Genomic DNA, 22,265 nt, shown 5'->3' on the forward strand with positions numbered 1-22,265 from the left:
GACAATTTGCTTCCTCCAGGAGATACAGATGGAAACCACTCAAACCAGCACCGTTGCTTCGATTGAATCCCGAAGTGGTTGGCGCAAAACGGATACCATGTGGATGCTTGGCCTTTACGGCACAGCAATCGGCGCTGGTGTACTGTTCCTTCCTATCAACGCAGGCGTCGGCGGTCTGATCCCGCTGATCATCATGGCCATCATTGCTTTCCCGATGACCTTCTTCGCACACCGCGGTCTGACCCGCTTCGTGCTGTCCGGTAAAAACCCGGGCGAAGACATCACTGAAGTGGTTGAAGAGCACTTCGGTATCGGCGCAGGTAAACTGATTACCCTGCTCTACTTCTTCGCGATTTACCCAATTCTGCTGGTTTACAGCGTGGCAATCACCAACACCGTTGAAAGCTTCATGACGCACCAGCTGCACATGACGCCGCCTCCGCGTGCAATTCTGTCTCTGATTCTGATCGTAGGCATGATGACTATCGTGCGCTTCGGTGAGCAGATGATTGTTAAAGCAATGAGCGTACTGGTCTTCCCGTTCGTGATTGCTCTGATGGTACTGGCTTGCTACCTGATCCCACAGTGGAACGGTGCAGCACTGGAAACCCTGTCCCTGAGCAGCGCATCTGCAACCGGTAACGGCCTGCTGATGACCCTGTGGCTGGCGATTCCGGTAATGGTCTTCTCCTTCAACCACTCCCCAATCATCTCCTCCTTCGCAGTGGCGAAGCGTGAAGAGTACGGCAACGGTGCAGAGAAGAAATGCTCCAGCATCCTGGCACGTGCACACATCATGATGGTACTGACCGTGATGTTCTTCGTCTTCAGCTGCGTACTGAGCCTCTCCCCGGCGGATCTGGCAGCAGCGAAAGAGCAGAACATCTCTATTCTGTCTTACCTGGCAAACCACTTTAACGCACCAGTCATTGCGTGGATGGCACCTATCATCGCGATTATCGCCATCACCAAATCCTTCCTCGGTCACTACTTGGGCGCGCGTGAAGGCTTCAACGGTATGGTGATCAAATCTCTGCGCGGTAAAGGCAAGAGCATTGAAATCAGCAAGCTGAACAAAATCACCGCTCTGTTCATGCTGATCACCACCTGGGCAGTTGCGACTCTGAACCCAAGCATCCTGGGCATGATTGAAACTCTGGGTGGCCCGGTTATCGCGATGATTCTGTTCCTGATGCCGATGTACGCGATTCAGAAAGTGCCTGCGATGCGTAAATACAGCGGCCACATCAGCAACGTCTTCGTTGTTGTGATGGGTCTGATTGCCATCTCCGCTATTTTCTTCTCACTGTTCAGCTAATACCTCCTGCGCCGTCCTCGGGCGGCGCATTCTTCCTCTCTGACTGAAAGCAATGGACGCATCATGATTAGCGTATTCGATATTTTCAAAATCGGTATTGGTCCTTCCAGCTCTCACACCGTCGGACCAATGAAAGCCGGTAAGCAGTTCACGGATGACTTGATTGCACGCGGCATTCTGCACGACGTAACCCGCGTGGTTGTTGATGTTTACGGTTCTCTTTCCCTGACCGGGAAAGGCCACCATACCGATATCGCCATTATCATGGGCCTGGCGGGAAACCTGCCGGATACCGTTGATATTGACGCGATCCCTGGCTTCATCCAGGACGTTAATACCCACGGTCGCCTGCTGCTGGCAAATGGCGAACATGAAGTGGAATTCCCGGTTGATCGATGCATGAATTTCCATGCTGACAACCTGTCGCTGCACGAAAACGGTATGCGTATCACTGCGCTGGCCGGCGACAAAGCGGTATACAGCCAGACTTACTACTCTATCGGCGGCGGTTTTATCGTCGACGAAGACCACTTTGGTCAAACCAGTAACTCTTCGGTCGACGTGCCTTATCCGTACAAAACTGCGGCGGACCTTCAGCGTCACTGCCAGGAGACAGGACTTTCCCTCTCCGGCCTGATGATGAAAAACGAGCTGGCACTTCACAGCAAAGCGGAGCTGGAACAGCACTTTGCTAACGTCTGGGAAGTGATGCGCGGCGGTATTGAGCGCGGGATCACCACCGAAGGCGTTCTGCCTGGCAAGCTTCGCGTGCCGCGTCGTGCAGCAGCGCTACGCCGTATGTTGGTCAGCACCGACAAAACGACAACAGATCCAATGGCAGTCGTGGACTGGATCAATATGTTCGCGCTGGCAGTAAACGAGGAGAACGCCGCAGGTGGCCGCGTGGTCACCGCGCCGACCAACGGTGCCTGCGGTATCGTTCCGGCCGTGCTCGCGTACTACGACAAGTTTATCCGCGAAGTGAACGCTAACTCTCTGGCGCGCTACCTGCTGGTCGCCAGTGCGATTGGTTCCCTGTATAAGATGAACGCGTCCATTTCTGGTGCGGAAGTTGGCTGCCAGGGTGAAGTCGGTGTGGCTTGCTCTATGGCGGCGGCGGGTCTGGCTGAGCTGTTGGGTGCAAGCCCAACGCAGGTGTGCATTGCTGCAGAAATTGGCATGGAACATAACCTGGGGCTGACCTGTGACCCGGTTGCCGGACAGGTACAGGTGCCGTGTATCGAGCGTAACGCGATCGCTTCCGTGAAAGCGGTGAACGCTGCACGTATGGCCCTGCGTCGTACCAGCGAACCGCGCGTCTGTCTCGATAAAGTTATCGAAACCATGTACGAAACCGGGAAAGATATGAACGCCAAATACCGCGAAACCTCTCGCGGCGGTCTGGCGATGAAGATCGTTACCTGCGATTAAGCCTCTCAGGAAGCCTCGTTTTGCGAGGCTTCTTCCTGTTTCCCCTCACACTATTCGTTTCATCCTGCCGACAGTGTTACCCTTTACCCATCAGATTTAAGGGAGAATCTCTGTGGCTGTTCATTTGCTTATTGTCGACGCACTCAACCTGATTCGCCGGATCCATGCGGTACAAGGCACCCCCTGTAAAGACACTTGCCTGCACGCACTGGAGCAGCTTATCCGCCATAGCGAACCGACTCATGTTGTGGCCGTGTTTGACGACGAAGCGCGTAACACTGGCTGGCGTCACCAGCGCCTGCCTGATTACAAGGCCGGACGTGCCCCGATGCCAGACGATCTGCATGACGAGATGCCCGCCATTCGCGCCGCCTTTGAACAGCGCGGCGTCCCTTGCTGGGGGGCGCATGGCAATGAAGCTGACGATCTGGCAGCAACACTTGCGGTTAAAGTCGCCAGCGCTGGGCATCAGGCGACGATTGTTTCAACCGATAAAGGCTACTGCCAGCTGCTCTCGCCTACGATCCGCATCCGTGATTACTTCCAGAAACGCTGGCTCGATGCCCCTTTCATTGCCAGTGAGTTTGGCGTCTCGCCTGAACAGCTGCCAGATTACTGGGGGCTGGCGGGGATCAGCAGCTCGAAGGTGCCGGGTGTCGCGGGTATAGGACCAAAAAGTGCCGCTCAGTTGCTAACGGATTTTCAGAGTCTGGAAGGGATTTACGCCAGGCTGGATGAGGTGCCGGAAAAATGGCGCAAGAAGCTTGAAGCACACAAAGAGATGGCCTTTATCTGCCGGGATGTAGCGACGCTACAAACGAGTTTACAGCTGGACGGGAATTTGCAGCAGTTAAGGCTGGAACGTTAATACAATTCACGATTTGTCTGCCCGGTAAGCACAGCGCCACCGGGCAAAATAAAGCACACACTATCGCTCGTCGCGACGTCCACCGACAGCGGCCCACCAGCGACGAATATGCACCGTCACCTCTTCGCGGTCGTGATACAGCTGACGCGCCTGGATCTCCGCGTTAATGCCATGTTCATCCAGTTGCTGCTGAATATAAGCCAGATTCTGCGACACTTCCTCATAGCGCTTTTTCATTGGCAACTTGAGGTTGAAAATGGTCTCACGACACCAGCCGTTCACCAGCCAGGAAGCCATCAGCGCGGCCACTTTGGCCGGTTTCTCAACCATATCGCACACCATCCAGGAGATGTTGTTACGGTTCGGACGATAGCGGAAACCATCTTCACGCAGCCAGGTAACCTGCCCGGTATCCATCAGGCTTTGTGCCATCGGCCCGTTATCGACAGATGAAACCCACATGTTACGTTTCACCAGTTGGTAGGTCCAGCCGCCCGGGCACGCACCGAGATCGACGGCATACATGCCGTTTGCCAGACGCTCGTCCCACTCATCTGCAGGGATAAAGACGTGGAAGGCTTCTTCCAGCTTCAGCGTTGAACGGCTCGGCGCATCGGCCGGGAAGCGCAAACGCGGGATGCCCATAAAGAAGGGAGAGTTGTTGGTGGTGTATGAATACCCCGTATAGCAGCAGCCTGGTGCGATAAAGAAGATATGCACCACCGGACGTTTAGGCGTTTCGTAGTTCGTCAGGATACCCGCATCACGCAGCGCTACACGCAGCGGTACGGTAAATTTGCGGCAGAACTTCATCAGCTCTTTGCTTTCATTGGTATCCGCCACTTCAACGCGCAGATCCCAGCCCTTCTCCACCACGCCCTGCAGCATGCCGACAATTGGGGTGATACGGTCTTCCGGCGGAAGATCCTTCAGCAGTTCACCCGCGACAAACATCTGGCGGGCAAAGATCAATGAGTTGAAAGGTAGTTCACGCGCCAGCTTATCCGCGTCTTCAGGCTGATAGCATTCAAATACCACATAACCTGCATTCTCTTTAACGCGCGCAAAGCCGAAGACCTCGCGCTTCGCCGCTTTATCGGTAATTTCCGCGGCGCACTCTTTCTCAAACCCCGGGCGACAATATAAAACAACCTTATTCATGAACAACGCCCTTGCGTTTCAGACGGATAGCTCCGATAAACATTAATACCCAACCCGCCAGGAAGCTAACGCCACCGACAGGTGTAACAAACGCCCACAGGCGTAAATGCGAAAGTGCCAGACAGTAGAGACTGCCACTGAAAAGCACGGTGCCCAACGCCATAAAGACGCTGCTCCAGTAAAACCAGATACTGATACGGCGCTGCATCGCCACCGCCAGCCCAAAAATAGCCAACGTGTGGAATGCCTGATATTCAAGGCCGGTCTGGATCCAGCCCATCTCTACTGCGCCCAAAGACTTGCTTAATACATGTGCGCCAAAAGCGCCCAGTGCAACAAAAATAAAGCCACTCACCGCGGCAAAAATCAGCATGAATCGGCTGGTCATGTTTAAGTCCTGAATTGATGCGTGCCCGGCACACAAACGTTATTGTTCATACCTGAAGCGGAATTTTTCTTGCTCGCTTGCCGCTTTCGCCAGTATCCACTGCCGGAAAGCGGCTATTTTACCCAGTTCTGCCTGACTGTCATGACAAACCAGATAAAACGCATTCTTGCTGACCAGAACATCATTAAAAGGGCAAACCAGGCGGCCAGCCTCAATTTCGGACTGCGCCATGACGTTGTTCGCCAACGCCACGCCCTGCCCGTGAATAGCAGCCTGTAACACCATCGCACTGTGGCTAAAAATGGGCCCCTGCTGCACGTTTATATGAGTAAGACCTAATTGACGGGTATAAGTTTGCCAGTCACGGCGAGACGCATCATGTAAAAGTGTATGTTGCGCCAGGTCAGCAGGTGTCTTCAGCGCCTTTTCACCCGTTAATAGCAGAGGCGAACAGACCGGTAGGAGATATTCTGCGTATAATTTTTCGACGCGCAAGCCCGGCCAGTTACCGCGACCGTAAAAAATGGCGACATCGACGTCATCTGCCAGCTTGTCTTCCTGACGATCGACCGCCTGGATTCGAACGTCGATCCCCGGATAAGCTGAGTTAAAGCTTGAGAGTCTTGGCACCAGCCATTGAATGGCAAAACTGGGCAATAAACTAACAGTCAGGGCACCTTTTGCACTTCGGGCCTGCAGCTTACGCGTGGCCTCTGTGAGCTGGGAAAAAATCTCTTTAATATCCTGAAAATAGCTCTGCCCCTCTTCGGTCAACAGCAATGAACGGTTGCGTCGACGAAACAGCTTAAGGCCCAGAAAATCCTCCAGGGACTTGATTTGGTGACTTACTGCGGCCTGTGTCACAAAAAGCTCATCTGCTGCACGTGTAAAGCTCAGGTGACGTGCTGCTGCATCAAAAACACGTAATGCATTAAGGGGTGGCAATCGCTTCGACATGGTTATCTGGCTTAGATGTTAACGGATTTTAACAAACAGGAAACAACGTTTAACCTATTAGTTTTTTTTATCTGAGACATTATAATTTGTCCGTTGAGGAACTACCAGCAAATACCTATAGTGGCGGCACTTCCTGAGCCGGAACGAAGAGCTTTTTTTGGAATGCGTGTTCTGAAGGGCTTTTGGCTTACGGTTGTGATGTTGTGTTGTTGTGTTTGCAATTGGTCTGCGATTCAGACCACGGTAGCAACGCTACCAATTTTTCACTTCCTGTACATTTACCCTGTCTGTCCATAGTGATTAATGTAGCACCGCCAATTTGCGGTGCTTTTTTTTCGCCTGCGATCTTAGTGCTGAATCTCAACCATCTCTTTAACATCGCTTCGGTTGATCTGCTGCTTGTTCCCGTTGGCATCTTTGTATGAAATCATCCCGGTATCATTATCAGTTGACGGTTTCCCTTCCGAAACGATGGAACGACCATCGTTGGTGTGCATCACGTAGTTGTTACCAGAACAGGCGCTCAGGGCAAAAGTAAACGCACAGGCAGAAATGATTGCAGCTGTCTTGTTCATGATTATTCTCCTTTAGCAATTAATGCTATTCAAACCTCGATTTATAACAGGCTAAAACATCCGCCTAACACTATTTAGCATAACCTGCTTTTTTGGGGTCATCAGGATAAGCAGACAATTCTGATAGATATCAACCTCCTTGCCCTGCCGCTGAAATTGCGCGACGATCTTGCTATTGAAATGAGGAATCCCATGAACGCTTTCAGTCCCGCACATTTTCGCGAACAGTTTCCGGCGCTGGCCGATGCCGGTATTTATCTTGATAGCGCTGCCACCGCCCTGAAGCCACAGGCGGTTATTGAAGCGACGCAGCAGTTCTACAGCCTGAGCGCCGGGAATGTGCATCGCAGCCAGTTTGCCGAAGCGCAGCGTCTGACCGCGCGCTATGAAGCCGCACGCGATCAGGTAGCACGTTTGATCAATGCAGAAGGCGGGAAAAATATCGTCTGGACGCGGGGCACGACCGAAGCCATCAATATGGTGGCCCAGTGCTATGCACGCCCGTTGCTACAGCCTGGAGATGAGATCATCGTCAGTGAGGCAGAGCACCATGCCAACCTGGTACCGTGGTTGATGGTCGCTGAGCAAACGGGGGCACGTATTGTGAAACTCCCACTGGGACCAGATCTCCTACCCGACGTGGCTCAACTGCCTGAGTTGATTACTCCACGCAGCCGCATTCTGGCCCTCGGACAGATGTCGAACGTCACGGGGGGATGTCCGGATCTGGCTCAGGCCATTCGCATCGCCCATGCCAGCGGCATGGTGGTGATGGTCGATGGCGCACAAGGGATCGTGCATTTCCCTGCTGATGTGCAAAAGCTGGATATTGATTTTTACGCTTTCTCTGCACACAAGCTGTATGGCCCAACCGGCATCGGAGCGTTGTACGGTAAGCCGGAACTGCTGGCGCAAATGACACCGTGGCTCGGTGGCGGCAAAATGATTACCGAAGTGACCTTCGACGGCTTTAAAACCCAGGAGATTCCCTATCGCCTTGAAGCCGGTACGCCAAACGTGGCCGGCGTCATTGGTCTGAGTGCCGCTCTCGAATGGCTTGCTGAAACAGACACTGCTCAGGCTGAAAGCTGGAGCCGCGGACTGGCGACGCTCGCAGAGGAAGAACTCAAAAAGCGTCCGGGTTTCCGCTCGTTCCGCGTTCAGGATTCCAGCCTGCTCGCCTTTGATTTTGCAGGCGTTCATCATAGCGACATGGTGACGTTACTTGCCGGGTATGGCATTGCCCTGCGTGCCGGACAGCATTGTGCCCAGCCGCTCCTGGCGGCACTCGGCGTTAGCGGTACGCTACGCGCCTCGTTTGCACCATATAATACCCAAAGCGATGTTGATGCGCTGGTTGCCGCCGTCGACCGCGCCCTTGAAATACTGGTGGATTAATGACTCACGCTGCTTTAGCCGGACATCCGTTTGGCACGGTCATCACAGAAGAGACCTTAAAACAGACCTTCGCCCCTCTCTCACAATGGGAAGATAAATATCGCCAGTTAATCCTTCTCGGTAAACAGCTCCCGACGCTGTCTGACGACCTAAAAGCCCGGGCAAAAGAGATCGCTGGCTGCGAGAACCGCGTCTGGCTGGGCGTCAGCGTCGCTGGCGAGAAGCTGCATTTCTTTGGCGACAGCGAAGGACGTATTGTCCGCGGGCTGTTGGCGGTACTGTTAACCGCCGTCGAGGGGAAAAGCGCGGCGGAGTTGCTGGCACACTCGCCGCTGGCGCTGTTTGATGAGCTTGGGCTGCGGGCGCAGCTTAGCGCCTCACGCGGCCAGGGTCTGATCGCGCTCAGCGAAGCGGTGCAGGATGCGGCACGTCAGGCTCAGGCCTGACGTTCTGCCTTCGCCATCATTTTCTTCAGGGCGTGGGATACAGCTATAAAACCGAAGGACGCGGTCACCATAGTGGCCGCACCAAAGCCTGAGGCACAATCCATACGTTTTGGCCCTTCCGCCGTACTTTTCATCGCACAGACAGAACCATCAGCCTGCGGGTAGACCAGCGCTTCTGTAGAAAACACGCAGTCAACGCCGAGCTTGCCTTTGCTGTTCTTCACCACGTTGAAGTCGCTCTTCAGCCTTTCGCGCAGCTTGGCAGCCAGCGGATCCTGAATGGTTTTCGCCAGATCGGCCACCTGGATCTGCGTAGGGTCGATCTGCCCTCCTGCGCCACCAGTGGTGACCAGAGGTACCTTGTAACGACGACAGTAAGCGATCAGCGCGGCTTTAGGGCGTACGCTGTCAATGGCATCAATCACATAGCTGTAGCCTTTATTCATGTACTCTGCGACGTTATCGGCTGTCACAAAGTCGTCAATGACCGTCACCCGGCATTCAGGGTTGATCAGACGAATACGCTCCGCCATGACCTCAGATTTTGCCAGACCGACGTTATCACGCAGGGCATGGATTTGACGGTTGGTGTTGGTGACGCACACGTCGTCCATATCAATCAGCGTGATTGCGCCAATACCGGTTCTCGCCAGCGCTTCTGCCGCCCAGGAACCCACACCACCAATGCCCACGACGCAGACATGCGCATGCGCAAACAGCTGCAGGGCTTTTTCACCATAGAGACGTGCCGTGCCGCCAAAACGCTGACGCCAGGCATCACTGATTACCACTGACATAAAACCTCAGATGTAAAAAGGGTGAGGTTTCTCCTCACCCTGAACATGAATCCGTATTGCGCTCAGAATACCACAATCAGCCGCTGAATACGCTTCCTGCGCCCGGCGCTGCTTTGAGCACCCATACGCGTCCGTAGTGGTTATACCAGCCGGCACGGTGACCCGCATCCGGACCAATCCCCTGATAGATATCGAAGTGCTGGCCTTTAATCGCCCCACCCACATCCAGCGCCACCATCAGACGTAGCTCATACTGGCCGTTAAATTTGCCATTATTATCCAGCAGAGGCACTTCCGCGAGCAGCGTAGTGCCAGCAGGAATAATTGAACGATCCGATGCCACAGACGCACGACCAATCAGCGGTACAGCGCTCGCCCCTTTCACCGGAGCAAAGTTTTGCGGTTTAAAGAAGACAAACGACGGGTTTTGTTCCAGCAGCTCGCGCACCTCGGCTTCGCTGTGTTTTTCACCCCACTCGCGGATCGCCTGCATCGACATATCTTCTTTCTTCACTTCGCCGCGATCGATCAACACCTTACCAATACTACGATAGGCATGGCCGTTTTTACCGGAATAGCTGAAGAAGTTAAGCGGCGAACCATCACCGAAATCAATATAACCGCTGCCCTGAACATCCATGATGAAGTTATCCATCAGTGAATTGCTGTAAGCCAGGACGTAGTTTTCGCTCAACGCACCAGAGTAGATTTCTGCACGGGACGGCAGGCGGCCGCGTTTTGGCGGCATACGATAAATTGGATACTGGAATTCGCCCTGGCGGGAGTGCCGCGCCTGAATCACTGGCGTGTAATACCCCGTGAACTGGACGTTCCCGTAGTTATCTGCCCCTTCCATCTGCCAGGCGTCGATACCAAACTGGCGCATGTTGCGCGTATCGCCGCCCGCGCGCAGCCAGTCCTGTACTGCACTGTAAACATTGTTTTGTGAGCCATACAGGCGTGGTGACGCATTGCGGATCTGATAGACCTGCTCGGAGAAATCTCCGGCGTTAATCGGTGCGCCAACAGCATCAGGCTGGTTAACTAAGGAGAAAGGCTGGGATAATTTCCCGTCTTTATACTGTTGACCGCGATCGGTCGGTTTGGAAGAGCAGGCCGCAAGAATGGCTACCATTGCGCCCGTCATCAGATACTTCGCCCAACGTCCTTTCATTATATCTCGTCTTTAAGTTGCCCATTTCCGCGTGATGAAGATAACAAACCGCCAGGGCTAATGAAATGCGATCGCATGACCTTTGGCAAATTTTGCGCAAAAAATAGTCCAAATAGAGCCATGTCGTTCAATTTGCATACAAAATCATGATTTATGTGAAAAAGGGGTTGCATCACAAACCTATCCGAGTATAGTGCGCATCCACGGACGCGGGGTGGAGCAGCCTGGTAGCTCGTCGGGCTCATAACCCGAAGGTCGTCGGTTCAAATCCGGCCCCCGCAACCAATTAAAATTTGATGAAGTATCTTCTACAACAGTAGAAAGACGGACGCGGGGTGGAGCAGCCTGGTAGCTCGTCGGGCTCATAACCCGAAGGTCGTCGGTTCAAATCCGGCCCCCGCAACCAATCAAATTTGAAGAAGTAAGTTTCTACAGAAGTAGAAAGACGGACGCGGGGTGGAGCAGCCTGGTAGCTCGTCGGGCTCATAACCCGAAGGTCGTCGGTTCAAATCCGGCCCCCGCAACCAACACTTCTTAAAACAATAAACACCCTTAAGGGTGTTTTTTTGTATCTGTCGTTTGTGAATTTGCCGGGTATTTCACCCGGCTGAAAGATTTACCCGCGTCGCGCCAGCGTCGCCCCGTCAGAGAAATACGCCCGGATCCCTGCCAGAATCGACTCCGCTACCTCCTGCTGGAATTTTGCCGTCTTGAGCTTACGCTCTTCTTCAACGTTACTGATAAACGCGGTTTCTACCAGAATGGAGGGAATGTCCGGCGCCTTGAGCACCGCAAACCCGGCCTGTTCTACGCTGTTTTTATGCAGCTTATTGATGTTACCCAGCTTGCCCAACACCGCTTTACCAAATTTCAGGCTGTCGTTGATGGTCAGTGATTGCACCATATCGAACATGGTGTGATCGACATAACGGTCACCGCTTTTGCCCACACCACCGATGAGATCCGAGGCGTTCTGGGTATCCGCGAGATATCTCGCGGCAGTACTGGTCGCCCCTTTGGTTGAGAGCGCAAACACCGAAGAACCGCTTGGCTGGCGGCTGGTAAACGCATCCGCATGGATAGACACAAACAAATCGGCGCGCTGCTTCTGCGCTTTTGCCACGCGAACTTTCAGCGGAATAAAGACATCTTCATTACGCGTCATATAGGCGCGCATATTGCCTTCTTTATCGATCAACGCCTTCAGACGGCGGGCGATTTGCAGCACCACGTCTTTTTCGCGGGTGCGATATTTTCCGACAGCACCCGAGTCTTCCCCACCGTGCCCCGGATCAAGCATGATCACAATCGGACGATCGCGCCCTGCTTTACCCGGCTGTGGGCCACTTTGCGCAGGTGGAACCTGCTTCTCAAGATTGCCCTGGTTATAATCTTCCAGTAACGCCAACAGAGGATCCTGAATGTCCGTCGCATTCGCCGGGTAGAGATCCATTACCAGACGCTCTTTGAAGGTCGCAACAGGCGCGAGAGCAAACAGTTGAGGCTTAACGTTCTGCTTCAGCTCAAACACCATACGCACGGTTTGCGGATCAAACTGCCCGACGCGCGCCGATTTAATAAACGGATCGTCACCGCGGATCTGCGCCGCCATCCCCTTCAGCACGGAATTGAGATTCACCCCTTCGAGATCCACGACCACGCGTTCAGGATTGCTTAAGGCAAATTGCTTATATTTCAACACGCGATTGGATTCAACCGTCACGCGCGTATAGGTCGACGACGGCCAGACGCGAACCGCCACCACCTGACTTGTGGCGGCTAATCCTACCTGACTGACGCTAAGCAACCACATTGCCCCGGCCCCTTTTAACAAACGGCGACGGCTTATTGCTGAGTTGGATCCCGACATGCTTCTCCCGAGCAAGAAAACTGACTGATATACAAAATGTCCAAATTGACCGAAAACTTTAACGAATGACGCATAAACTGTCATCTATAAAAGGGTAAACAATCATACGTTAACGCACGGATTACTTATTAATTTCTGTGGGTCGCGGAAAATTTGCGCTTGCACATGTATCCACAATCGAATAAAAATACACAAATTACGAATAAACATTCATTAAGGGTTGTGCCATGGTGAAGGAGCGTAGAACCGAACTGGTCCAGGGATTCCGCCATTCTGTTCCCTATATCAACGCCCATCGGGGAAAAACGTTTGTCATCATGCTTGGCGGCGAAGCCATTGAGCATGAAAATTTTTCCAGCATCGTCAATGACATTGGCCTGCTACACAGCCTTGGGATCCGCCTGGTGGTGGTCTATGGCGCGCGCCCGCAGATCGACGCCAACCTGGCCGCACACCACCACGAGCCGATTTACCACAAACATACCCGCGTTACGGATGCGAAAACCCTGGAGCTGGTGAAGCAAGCTGCAGGTCTGCTGCAGCTGGATATTACGGCTCGCCTGTCGATGAGCCTGAATAACACGCCATTGCAGGGTGCGCATATCAACGTCGTGAGCGGTAACTTCATCATTGCCCAGCCGCTCGGCGTGGACGATGGCGTGGACTATTGCCACAGCGGACGTATTCGTCGTATTGATGAAGAGGCAATCCACCGCCAGCTCGACAGCGGTGCCATCGTGCTGATGGGCCCGGTCGCCGTTTCCGTGACCGGAGAAAGCTTTAACCTGACGTCTGAAGAGATTGCCACGCAGCTGGCGATCAAGCTGAAGGCGGAAAAAATGATTGGGTTTTGCTCTTCCCAGGGTGTCGTAAACGATGAAGGGGTGATTGTGCCCGAACTCTTCCCTAATGAAGCCCAGGCCCGCGTAGAAGCACTGGAAGCTGAAGGTGACTACCATTCTGGTACCGTGCGTTTTCTGCGTGGTGCAGTGAAAGCCTGTCGCAGCGGCGTGCGCCGCAGCCACCTGATCAGCTATCAGGAAGACGGCGCCCTACTGCAGGAGCTGTTCTCCCGCGACGGTATTGGTACACAGATTGTGATGGAGAGTGCGGAGCAGATCCGCCGCGCCACCATCAATGATATCGGCGGTATTCTGGAACTGATCCGGCCGCTGGAGCAACAGGGTATTCTGGTGCGTCGTTCGCGGGAACAGCTGGAAATGGAGATCGACAAATTCACCATTATTCAGCGCGATAACCTGACCATTGCCTGTGCCGCCCTCTATCCATTCCCGGAAGAGAAGATCGGTGAAATGGCCTGCGTGGCGGTGCATCCTGATTACCGCAGCTCCTCACGCGGCGAAATGCTGCTTGAGCGCGTGGCAGCGCAAGCCCGCCAGATGGGCCTGAGCAAGCTGTTCGTCCTGACGACACGCAGCATTCACTGGTTCCAGGAGCGTGGATTCACGCCGGTAGATATAGATTATCTGCCAGAAACGAAGAAAGAGATGTACAACTATCAGCGCCGCTCAAAAGTGCTGATGGCTGATCTGGGATGATACGATGCCCTCACCGTCTGGTGAGGGCTTTCGCTTAAAGAGACTCAAATATCGCGCTCAGTCCGCTCCGGCGCTCTGTACGGGTGGCAATGGCCTGCACCAGCACACGTTCATCGGTATAGAGTGACAAGCGCTGACGCGCGCGCGTAATCGCGGTATAAATCAGTTCGCGGGTAATAACAGGTGAAAGCTGTGTCGGCAGGATCAGCGCCGCATGGTTAAACTCGGAGCCCTGGGATTTATGCACCGTCATCGCCCACGCGGTTTCATGCTCAGGCAAACGGCTGGGCTGGAAAGACTTCACGCTACCGTCCGGTAACTGGAACCAGACGCGCAGCCCCTGGCCGCGATCGAGCGCAATCCCGATATCCCCGTTAAACAACCCCAGCGCACTGTCGTTGCGGGAGATCATTACGGGTCGTCCTTCAAACCAGCGCGAATGCGGCATGCGGTTGATTTTGTGCTTCTGAACAAGAAGCTGCTCCAGCCTGTCGTTCAGCCCACTGACGCCAAACGGCCCTTCCCTCAGTGCGCACAGTAACTGGTACTCACCAAAGGCGGCAATGACCTGCTCTGGTGAGTTGCGCTGTTGGACACATGCCAGGAAATGCTGATACCCCTCCAGGGCGTCATCCAGCATCACCTGATACTCTTCTCCGCTTTGCAGTGATTTTTTCTCGATGTCGGTAAACGTACCGTCAAACACCGCACGGGTACTGTGCCGATCGCCACGGTTTACCGCGGCAGCCAGTTGGCCGATACCGGAGTCGCTGCCGAAACGATAGCTTTTTTGCAGTAGGCACAGGCTGTCGCGTAGCGCTCCCGCCACCGGCGAGTTATCGGGTTCAAGTACGCATCCGGTCAAACGCGCCAGCTCCTGAGCACGCGCGGTGGTGTAGCCAAAGCTGGCGTAAGTACAAATATCCCCCAGCACCGCCCCAGCTTCCACTGAAGCAAGCTGGTCACGATCGCCCAGAAAAATGACGCGCGCATGGGGCGGCAGAGCATCAATCAACCGCGACATCATCGTCAGGTCGATCATCGATGCTTCATCTACCACCAGTACGTCCAGATGCAACGGGTTACCCGCATGATATCGCAGACGCTGGCTACCTGGCTGAGCACCAAGCAGTCGGTGCAGCGTGCTGGCTTCATTTGGGAAAAGCGCAAGTTGCTCACCGGTGAGCGGCAGCTTTTGCAAGGCCCCACCTAACGATTCCGTCAGACGAGCCGCCGCTTTGCCAGTGGGGGCCGCCAGACGAATACGGCACTTGTGCTCGCCCGATAGCTGGATCAACGCGGCAAGCAGTTTTGCCACGGTGGTCGTTTTCCCGGTTCCCGGGCCGCCAGAGATAACCGAGATCCGCCGCGTCAACGCCACGGCTGCCGCGACTTTTTGCCAGTCTGTCGCCTCATCAGAGGTAAACAGCGTATCCAGCACCTGCCGGAGTTGCGCGTCATCGCAAGACAGAGGCGCATTCGTCTCGCTGAAGAAACGCGCCACCGTCAGTTCATTGCGCCACAGCCGGTTAAGGTACAAACGTTCGCCGCTCAGGATCATCGGCGTCCCGGTATCGGTTCCGCTCACGGCGGGCGAGCCGAGTAATATCGCCTGCCAGTCCACTGCGTCATCCAGCAACGCGAAACACGCCTGTAAAGCCGGAGGCATTTTCTCATCAACAACCAGACGCGACAGCGGCAGGCAGACATGCCCCTCTCCCGCGTCTTTACTCAGGATTGCGGCGGCGAGCATCACGGCGGGTTCATCGCCTGCCACCATCATGGCGAACTGTACATCGAGGTGGCGGAGTAATCGTTGTTCTACCGCTTCCAGCAATAGCGCCTGCATCGTCATGCCACCTCCTCTGTGCTTGCGGCAAACAAGTTATCCATTTTTTCAATCAGTTCCACAGCCGGACGCGTACTAAAGATGCCAGAGCGCGGGTCGCTAGCATCCACTCCGCGCAGGAACAGGTAAATAACGCCGCCAAAATGGTCTTCGTAACGATAATCGGCAATGCGATGCCGCAGGTACCGATGCAGCGCCAGGGTATAGAGCTGATACTGCAGATCGTAGCGATGTGCTTGCATGGCTGATGCCATCGCCTGCTGGGTATAGGCTTCGCTGTTTTCACCCAACCAGTTTGATTTGTAGTCCAGCAGGTAGTAACGCCCTTCGTGGCGGAAAACCAGGTCGATAAACCCTTTTAACATTCCCTGCACCTGGCGGAAGTTCAGCGCTGGGCAACCGGCAGATAACGGATCATGCTCGCGGATCAATGCATCAAGCGCGTCGGCCCTGAGGGGGCTGGCAATAGGAAGATAAAACTCCATCTCCACCTGTTTATCTTTGTTAGTCAACTGACTCAGAGAGATCCCTTGCGCAGTAAGCGGAGCGTGCAGAACGGTGCTGATCCAGTCTGTGAGAACCGGTTGCCACTGTGCGTCATAGCCTCCACTCTGCAACATCTTCAGCACCCACTCCTCAGAGACTGGCTGGGTAAAATCCAGCTCTTCAAACAGGCTATGTAAAAATGTGCCTGGTGAGGCGCCACGCGGGAATTGATGCGGAGTGAGTACTGGCTCAACAGGTACGCTACCGGTCCCTGCTGCATCGACGTCCAGTTTTGGCATCAGATCCTGCGCAATGCTCTGCCCGTGCTGCTGTAAACCGGAATAACTCGTCACACGCCAGTCGTCAGCAATTGTGCGCACAACCTGGCGGGCATGGAGATCAAACTCGCGCAGTTCCGGCATTTGCCAGCGGCTATTATCGGGCTGCGACGGAATGTGCAGGGCAGTATGATCCCCACATAATGATTCGATACACTGACGCAGGCCTGCTGCATCTTTGGGTTCACCGAGCTGAATAAGCCGCCCCAGCGCACTCAGATGAAAATCGCTCTCCCCGGTCTTCTCACCACGGCGACGAAACAGTGGGGCGACACCCATACTGCAGTGCCAGACCGAACGGGTCAACGCTACATAGAGCAGGCGTAAATCTTCCGCCAGACGTTCGGCCTCTGCCAGTTCAACGCTGGACTCTGCTTTACTGAGATCAAGCACCGCCTCAAATGACTCGCGATCGTGGTAAAAGGCCTGATCTTGCACGCGGTAATTGGCAATAAACGGCAACCAGACCAGCGGATACTCCAGGCCTTTCGACTTGTGTATGGTGACGATCTGCACCAGATGTTTATCACTTTCGAGACGCATCTGCTGACTGGAGGAATTACTGTTCGGGTCGGCAATCTGTTGCGCCAGCCAGCGCACCAGAGCGTGTTCACTCTCCAGTTGCGTGCCCGCTTCCTGCAGTAGCTCACTGATGTGCAAAATGTCGGTCAGACGACGTTCACCGCCCGCGGTCGCAAGCATATTCTCCGCAATGTGACGCTGCGCCATGAGCTCACGTATCATCGCCATTACACCGCGTCTGTGCCATTTCTCCCGGTAGTAAACAAACTCTTCCACTACCGCATCCCACGCGTCTTCGTCGTTGTTGAGCGCATCAATATCACGCGCATTCAGCCCGAGCATCGCGCTGGCTAACGCGCTGCGAAGCGTGCTCTCCCTCTCCGGGGCCAGCACCGCCTGCAGCAGCCATAACATCTCCTGCGCTTCCAGCGTTTCGAAAACACTGTCCCGGTTTGAGAGGTAGACGGACGGAATGTTCAGCAATGTCAGGGCATCGCGGATAAGCGCGGCCTCCTGACGGCTACGCACGAGCACCGTAATATCCGATGCCTTTACAGGGGTTGACTCCTCGCCCTTCCAGAGCACCGCCTCGCCACGTGCCCCCGCACTCAGCCAGTCACGGATTTGCGCGGCACAGTGCTGTGCCATGGCATTTTGATATTCCGCAACGCCACAGCCTTCTCCGTCCAGCAGCCAGAAGTTCATGGCGGGCTGAGTCATACCGTTGAATTCGAAGTGCAATGAGGCATTTTTTGTCGCAAATTTTACCGGCTGGAAAGGGATCTCCCGGAACATAAATGCCGTATCCATGCGGCTGAAAAGCGCATTGACGCTCTCTACCATCCCGGGAGATGAACGCCAGTTGGTATCCAGTGTGTAATGTGCGTCAACTTCGCTGCGGGCTTTCATATAGGTGAAAATGTCCGCACCACGAAAAGCGTAAATAGCCTGTTTAGGATCGCCAATTAACAACAGCGCGGTATCAGGCTGTTGTCGCCAGATACGGCGGAAAATGCGGTACTGCTGCGGGTCGGTATCCTGGAACTCGTCAATCATCGCAACCGGGAAGCGGTTACGAATAGCGGCGGCAAGCGCTTCACCATTTTCGCTGCACAACGCGGCATCCAGGCGGCTCAGCATATCGTCAAACCCAAGTTCACCGCGGCGACGCTTTTCACGCGAGACGGTTTCACGGATCTCCACCATAGCGCGGGTGATCATCAGGTCATTGAGCGTCAACGGTTCGGCCAGCAGGGCTTCGATAGCCACAAACAGCGGATGCTCCGGCACAATGCCATCGGGTTTGGTTCGTTCAACCAGAAAACGCTGAGAGAATTTTTCAAGCGCATCCGGGAGCTGATACCCTCGCGTCTCTTCCTGTGCCCAGGCGCTGATCTTATCGATCCATTTCCCCTGATTTGCACGGTTAAATTTACGTCTGTCGATCCCGGAATTTTCGATGATCGCCTCAATCTCGCCGACTGACGTATTCCACTTTTGCTTGATGGCCGCAATTTTGGCGGTAATTTTTTCATGGCGAGAAGCGAGAGTTTCATCTGCTGGCGGCGGAGATTTGATTACCGGTGCTTCACCCTGAAGATAGCGATCGATGGCACGCAGAAGCTCCTCGGGACCCTTCCATAACGCATGTACCGCTTCTGCGATATCTCGCGGTAAGGGGTAGCAATGGCGACGCCAGAAATCCGCGCAGGCCTGATAGCGAAGCACGGATTCATCTTCAATGAGCTGCTGCTCAAACAGCATGCCGGATTCAAACGCATTCAGGCTCAGCATGCGCTGACAAAAACCGTGAATGGTGAAGACGGACGCTTCGTCCATCTGCCGTTCAGCGAGAAGCAACCACTGGGCGGCCTGTTGCTTATCAGCAATCTCTTCCAGAAGGCTCGCGTAGAGAGGGTTATCCGTACTCTGACGCAGACAGGCGATACGCAGCTCATGGATATTGGAACGAATACGGCCGCGCAACTCCGCGGTGGCAGCCTCGGTGAAGGTGACGACCAGCAGCTCTTCCACGCTTAAAGGACGTGGAAAAGCCGCGTTACCGCCAAGCCCTAACAGCAGGCGCAGATAGAGCGCGGCAATGGTGAAGGTTTTTCCCGTTCCCGCTGAAGCTTCAATCAATCGTTCACCCTGTAGAGGTAAACGTAAGGGATCAAGAGGCTCAGCGGTATCGGTCATTCTTTCTTACTCCAGGGCATAGTTTGCTGCAGCGCGCTGACGCTCTTCCAGACTTTCCAGCCTTTCGGGTTCACGTACTCCGTTTTCCCGTTCTGGCTACCGGAAACCTGAGACAGGATGGTCATTCCCTGCGGCTTAATCACCGCCTGATGGAAGAACTCGGCAACCTTCTGAGGCGTCAGCTGTTTTATCTCGGCCACTACTTTATCACGCGAATCAAAGTTCAGATTACCGCGATCAAAATCTTTGCTGAGCTGTGACGCTTCTTCACCCAATGTCTGCGGTGGCTGCATCACCTGGGCGATGACGGCCTGCTGGATCTGGGCAAATTCGTCCGGTTTCATGGCGCGCAGTTTTGCTTCCACTTGTGGGAAGAAAGCCTGATAACGCTGCCAGAGATAGGCCGGTTGTTTATCGCTACTTTGCAGCAGGAAACCCAGCCCCCACTGGCGGCCAACGTTCATGGAGAACGCAAAGACCGCATAGCCAAGCTGCTCTTCTGTACGTAGCTGGTTATAGAACCACGGCTGAATAATCTGTCCCAGAACGGCACTCCGCGCTGAACTGGAGAATTCATCATAACCCGTTGGTACAAACACCGCAGCCAGCGCAGAATCCGTACTAGTGCCCGACTTTTCAAAAATCACATTCTGTTTTTTCTCAACCAGCACATCCTGGTTGCGGCACCACTCGTCACCTTTAGAGCCAAGCTGAGTACGTACATTCTCCGCCAGCGTTTTGGCCTGATCTTCACTCATGTTGCCGACGATCAGGAACTCGGGACGCGTGTTGGTTTTCAATGCATCACGGTAAGCGAGGACATCTTTCAATGAGATAGAAGGCAGTAACGCGCGGCGATCTTCACGCTGGAAATAAGGAATTTGCGACAACATTTGCGCTGGCATAAGCGCAAGATCGTAAGCTTTGCCCTTCTCCGCAGAGTCCATCATCTGCGCATACCAGGATTTGGCCTGCTCAAGCTGCTCTTCCGTCGGCGTGTAACTAAAATAGCCCTCAAGCAGCGCCTGGAACAGCTGAGGCAGGCGCTGAGTGTAGCCATTTGCATTGACCATCAAACCGTTATTGGCATTGGTTGAGAAGCTGATTCCCCCCACGGCCGCCTGATTGCTGAGCTGATCGAGCGCGATGCCAGCAAGATAGTCATTCAGGGCGAACATCACCTGATTTTTGGCGCTATTCATCGCCTTAGGGTTACGCAGAACGACGCTGACATCGGCTTTTGGCTCGCTCGCAAAATACCGGCTTGGGGTATACACCACGCGAAGCGTCGGCTCATCAATAATCAGCTCCGGGTGCGGATAGTCCTTCGTGGTTTTGATCAGCGAGAAATCATCCGGAATGTAGGGGTTCAACTCCGGCAGTTTCAACGCAATCTCCCCGGCTCTTTTCTGCCAGTCGGCGAAGGTCTGGGCGCTGATTTTGTCCACCTGATACGGGGCGTCTACAAAATAGGCCGTTTTGTTATGGGGTTCGTTCGGGCTGATGTACCAGATGCGGGCATTCTGGGGGGTCATCATCGCAAGGCGAGCTTTTACGGCGTCAGCATCATACTGATCGGCGATATTGACCGCATCGAGAGTATGTTCCACCGGCACGCGGATCATGGTATCCGCCAGCCACTCCACATAGTCCATGTCGCGGGTAATAGACGGGTAACGGAAATCGAGATCCAGCACGTGAGCCAGTTCATCAAAGTAGCGTTTATCGACGCCTTTATCACGCAGCAGAGAAAGGTAGCTAAAGATCGCCGCCACCACTTCATCACGGTTTGCCTGCCCTTTATCGGTCAGGGTTGCAGATATCGCCAGCACACCGCTATTGCCGTTCACAACGGGATCGGAGTCGGCTCGAATCCCTTCCACCAGCCCTTGTTTTTGCAGCCAGTCTGAAAGCGTACCCGGGCTACGGTTGCCAATCAGATAGGTCACCAGCTCGTCGGTTTTACTGCGAAACTGTGCCGTGTTGTTATCAATGCGGAATTCAACACGTAACACCTTGCGCGGCAAGGCGGGCACGTAGTGGATAACAATCCCTTTTTGGGCGTCCGTGACTACCGGAACGGTTATCTGAGGTAAGTCGATATTTTTATTCGGCACACGACCAAACGTCTGAGCGGCCATGCTTGCCAGCTCTGGCAGCGGTTTGTTGCTGTAGATAACCGCTTTCATCAGGTTCGCGGAGTAATATTTGTCGCGAAACGCATGCAGCGCATCAAGCAACGGGCTGTTTGGCTTATCGCTTAATGTTTCCAGGTTACCACCGGAGAAACGCGAACCCGGATGCGCCGGGTTAATGGTTTCGGCGCTCACCTGGGCCATGCGCATACCGTCTCGCGTACGGGCAAGGGTTAACTCAGCATTAACGGCATTGCGTTCACGTTCAGCATATTTTTTATCCAGAAGCGGTGCAGCGATGGAATCAGCAAGGCGATCGACCGCCCCTTCCAGTGCATCATTTTCGACTTCGAGATAAAAAGCCGTACGGTACGGTGCTGTGCTGGCATTGTGACTACCGCCGTGCATTTTCAGATATTCGGACAGGCTATCTGGCTGCGGGTATTTTTTAGACCCCATCAGCGTCATATGTTCCAGATAGTGCGCAAGTCCAGGATGGGCATCAGGATCTTCCAGTGACCCAATCGGCACCACCAGCGCCGAGAGGGATTTCACCGCCTGCGGATCGGAAACCAGCAGCACGGTCATGCCGTTATCAAGGCGTATAGCCTGATACTGCCGGGTATCTTTTTCGCTCTTACGGATAGTTTCCTGAACAGGTTGCCAACCGGAGTCTGCTTGAGTGAAGGGAGCCCAAAGGGCGACAAACAAAACCAACGCTTTAAACAAGGTGCTGCCTGGCATTACGACCTCTTTATCACGGCTACATCATTAACAAACTGCGTGCTGGGCAC

16 protein-coding genes and 3 tRNA genes are annotated in these 22,265 nt (G+C 54.2%); 9 read left to right on the top strand and 10 right to left on the bottom strand.

Features of this window, described 5'->3' with window-relative positions; genetic code table 11:
* Positions 1 to 28 precede the first annotated feature (28 nt).
* The 3 genes from ACJ9Y9_RS18855 to xni all read left to right on the top strand — a co-directional run bounded on the left by ACJ9Y9_RS18855 (position 29) and on the right by xni (position 3,617).
* A complete protein-coding gene (locus ACJ9Y9_RS18855) occupies positions 29 to 1,318 on the top strand; it encodes an HAAAP family serine/threonine permease (protein WP_028016894.1) in 1,290 nt (429 codons plus the stop codon).
* Positions 1,319 to 1,381: 63 nt separating this feature from the next.
* Positions 1,382 to 2,749, top strand: coding sequence for an L-serine ammonia-lyase (locus ACJ9Y9_RS18860; protein ID WP_028016895.1), 1,368 nt, complete (start codon positions 1,382 to 1,384; stop codon positions 2,747 to 2,749).
* Positions 2,750 to 2,861: 112 nt separating this feature from the next.
* On the top strand, positions 2,862 to 3,617 hold the full coding sequence (gene xni / locus ACJ9Y9_RS18865; protein WP_028016896.1) for a flap endonuclease Xni: 756 nt from the start codon (positions 2,862 to 2,864) through the stop codon (positions 3,615 to 3,617).
* Between the two features lie 60 nt (positions 3,618 to 3,677).
* On the opposite strand, the gene rlmM is transcribed toward xni, so the two are convergent.
* The 4 genes from rlmM to ACJ9Y9_RS18885 form a co-directional block, all read right to left on the bottom strand.
* Positions 3,678 to 4,778: a 23S rRNA (cytidine(2498)-2'-O)-methyltransferase RlmM gene (rlmM, locus tag ACJ9Y9_RS18870; RefSeq protein WP_407226217.1), complete on the bottom strand. Its 1,101-nt coding sequence runs from the start codon at positions 4,776 to 4,778 to the stop codon at positions 3,678 to 3,680.
* Positions 4,771 to 5,166: a DUF423 domain-containing protein gene (locus ACJ9Y9_RS18875; protein WP_028014272.1), complete on the bottom strand. Its 396-nt coding sequence runs from the start codon at positions 5,164 to 5,166 to the stop codon at positions 4,771 to 4,773. Before ACJ9Y9_RS18875 ends, rlmM begins: the two co-directional genes overlap by 8 nt.
* Positions 5,167 to 5,205: 39 nt before the next feature.
* Positions 5,206 to 6,123: a glycine cleavage system transcriptional regulator GcvA gene (gene gcvA / locus ACJ9Y9_RS18880; protein ID WP_028016898.1), complete on the bottom strand. Its 918-nt coding sequence runs from the start codon at positions 6,121 to 6,123 to the stop codon at positions 5,206 to 5,208.
* A 347-nt stretch (positions 6,124 to 6,470) separates the two neighbouring features.
* Positions 6,471 to 6,698, bottom strand: coding sequence for a YgdI/YgdR family lipoprotein (locus tag ACJ9Y9_RS18885; protein WP_028016899.1), 228 nt, complete (start codon positions 6,696 to 6,698; stop codon positions 6,471 to 6,473).
* Between the two features lie 192 nt (positions 6,699 to 6,890).
* Here ACJ9Y9_RS18885 and csdA point away from each other — a divergent pair, with 192 nt between their 5' ends.
* Both csdA and csdE read left to right on the top strand, forming a co-directional pair.
* Positions 6,891 to 8,096, top strand: coding sequence for a cysteine desulfurase CsdA (gene csdA / locus ACJ9Y9_RS18890; protein ID WP_028016900.1), 1,206 nt, complete (start codon positions 6,891 to 6,893; stop codon positions 8,094 to 8,096).
* Positions 8,096 to 8,542 (top strand): cysteine desulfurase sulfur acceptor subunit CsdE, encoded by a 447-nt coding sequence (csdE, locus tag ACJ9Y9_RS18895; protein ID WP_028016901.1) that lies wholly within the window; start codon positions 8,096 to 8,098, stop codon positions 8,540 to 8,542. The genes csdA and csdE overlap by 1 nt, the downstream gene beginning before the upstream one ends.
* Here the strand turns inward: csdE and tcdA are convergent.
* Together tcdA and mltA are read right to left on the bottom strand one after the other, a co-directional pair.
* Entirely contained in the window at positions 8,533 to 9,339 is an 807-nt protein-coding gene (gene tcdA, locus ACJ9Y9_RS18900; RefSeq protein WP_028016902.1) for a tRNA cyclic N6-threonylcarbamoyladenosine(37) synthase TcdA, read from the bottom strand. The genes csdE and tcdA overlap by 10 nt on opposite strands.
* A gap of 76 nt (positions 9,340 to 9,415) precedes the next feature.
* Entirely contained in the window at positions 9,416 to 10,513 is a 1,098-nt protein-coding gene (mltA, locus tag ACJ9Y9_RS18905) for a murein transglycosylase A (protein WP_028016903.1), read from the bottom strand.
* A gap of 208 nt (positions 10,514 to 10,721) precedes the next feature.
* On the opposite strand from mltA, the gene ACJ9Y9_RS18910 reads away from it, so the two are divergent.
* The 3 genes from ACJ9Y9_RS18910 (at position 10,722) to ACJ9Y9_RS18920 (ending at position 11,040) form a co-directional block, all read left to right on the top strand.
* Positions 10,722 to 10,798: transfer RNA gene (locus ACJ9Y9_RS18910), tRNA-Met, on the top strand.
* A 44-nt stretch (positions 10,799 to 10,842) separates the two neighbouring features.
* Positions 10,843 to 10,919 (top strand) — tRNA-Met (locus tag ACJ9Y9_RS18915).
* 44 nt (positions 10,920 to 10,963) lie between these two features.
* Positions 10,964 to 11,040: transfer RNA gene (locus ACJ9Y9_RS18920), tRNA-Met, on the top strand.
* 89 nt (positions 11,041 to 11,129) lie between these two features.
* On the opposite strand, the gene amiC is transcribed toward ACJ9Y9_RS18920, so the two are convergent.
* Positions 11,130 to 12,383 carry an N-acetylmuramoyl-L-alanine amidase AmiC gene (gene amiC, locus ACJ9Y9_RS18925; RefSeq protein WP_028016904.1) on the bottom strand — a complete coding sequence of 418 codons (1,254 nt, stop codon included), beginning with the start codon at positions 12,381 to 12,383 and terminating at the stop codon, positions 11,130 to 11,132.
* A gap of 227 nt (positions 12,384 to 12,610) precedes the next feature.
* On the opposite strand from amiC, the gene argA reads away from it, so the two are divergent.
* Entirely contained in the window at positions 12,611 to 13,942 is a 1,332-nt protein-coding gene (gene argA / locus ACJ9Y9_RS18930) for an amino-acid N-acetyltransferase (protein WP_028016905.1), read from the top strand.
* Positions 13,943 to 13,976: 34 nt separating this feature from the next.
* On the opposite strand, the gene recD is transcribed toward argA, so the two are convergent.
* From recD to ptrA, 3 genes are read right to left on the bottom strand one after another with little or no spacing between them, the layout of a single operon-like run.
* On the bottom strand, positions 13,977 to 15,797 hold the full coding sequence (gene recD / locus ACJ9Y9_RS18935) for an exodeoxyribonuclease V subunit alpha (RefSeq protein ID WP_028016906.1): 1,821 nt from the start codon (positions 15,795 to 15,797) through the stop codon (positions 13,977 to 13,979).
* Positions 15,794 to 19,336: an exodeoxyribonuclease V subunit beta gene (gene recB, locus ACJ9Y9_RS18940; RefSeq protein ID WP_028016907.1), complete on the bottom strand. Its 3,543-nt coding sequence runs from the start codon at positions 19,334 to 19,336 to the stop codon at positions 15,794 to 15,796. The genes recD and recB overlap by 4 nt, the downstream gene beginning before the upstream one ends.
* The gene (gene ptrA, locus ACJ9Y9_RS18945) at positions 19,333 to 22,215 is read right to left on the bottom strand and encodes a pitrilysin (protein ID WP_028016908.1); all 2,883 of its coding nucleotides are present in this window, start codon (positions 22,213 to 22,215) and stop codon (positions 19,333 to 19,335) included. Before ptrA ends, recB begins: the two co-directional genes overlap by 4 nt.
* Positions 22,216 to 22,265 lie beyond the last annotated feature (50 nt).

The sequence above is a fragment of the Enterobacter sp. CPE_E1241 genome (genome assembly GCF_045618265.1).
GTDB classification, from domain to species: domain Bacteria; phylum Pseudomonadota; class Gammaproteobacteria; order Enterobacterales; family Enterobacteriaceae; genus Enterobacter; species Enterobacter adelaidei.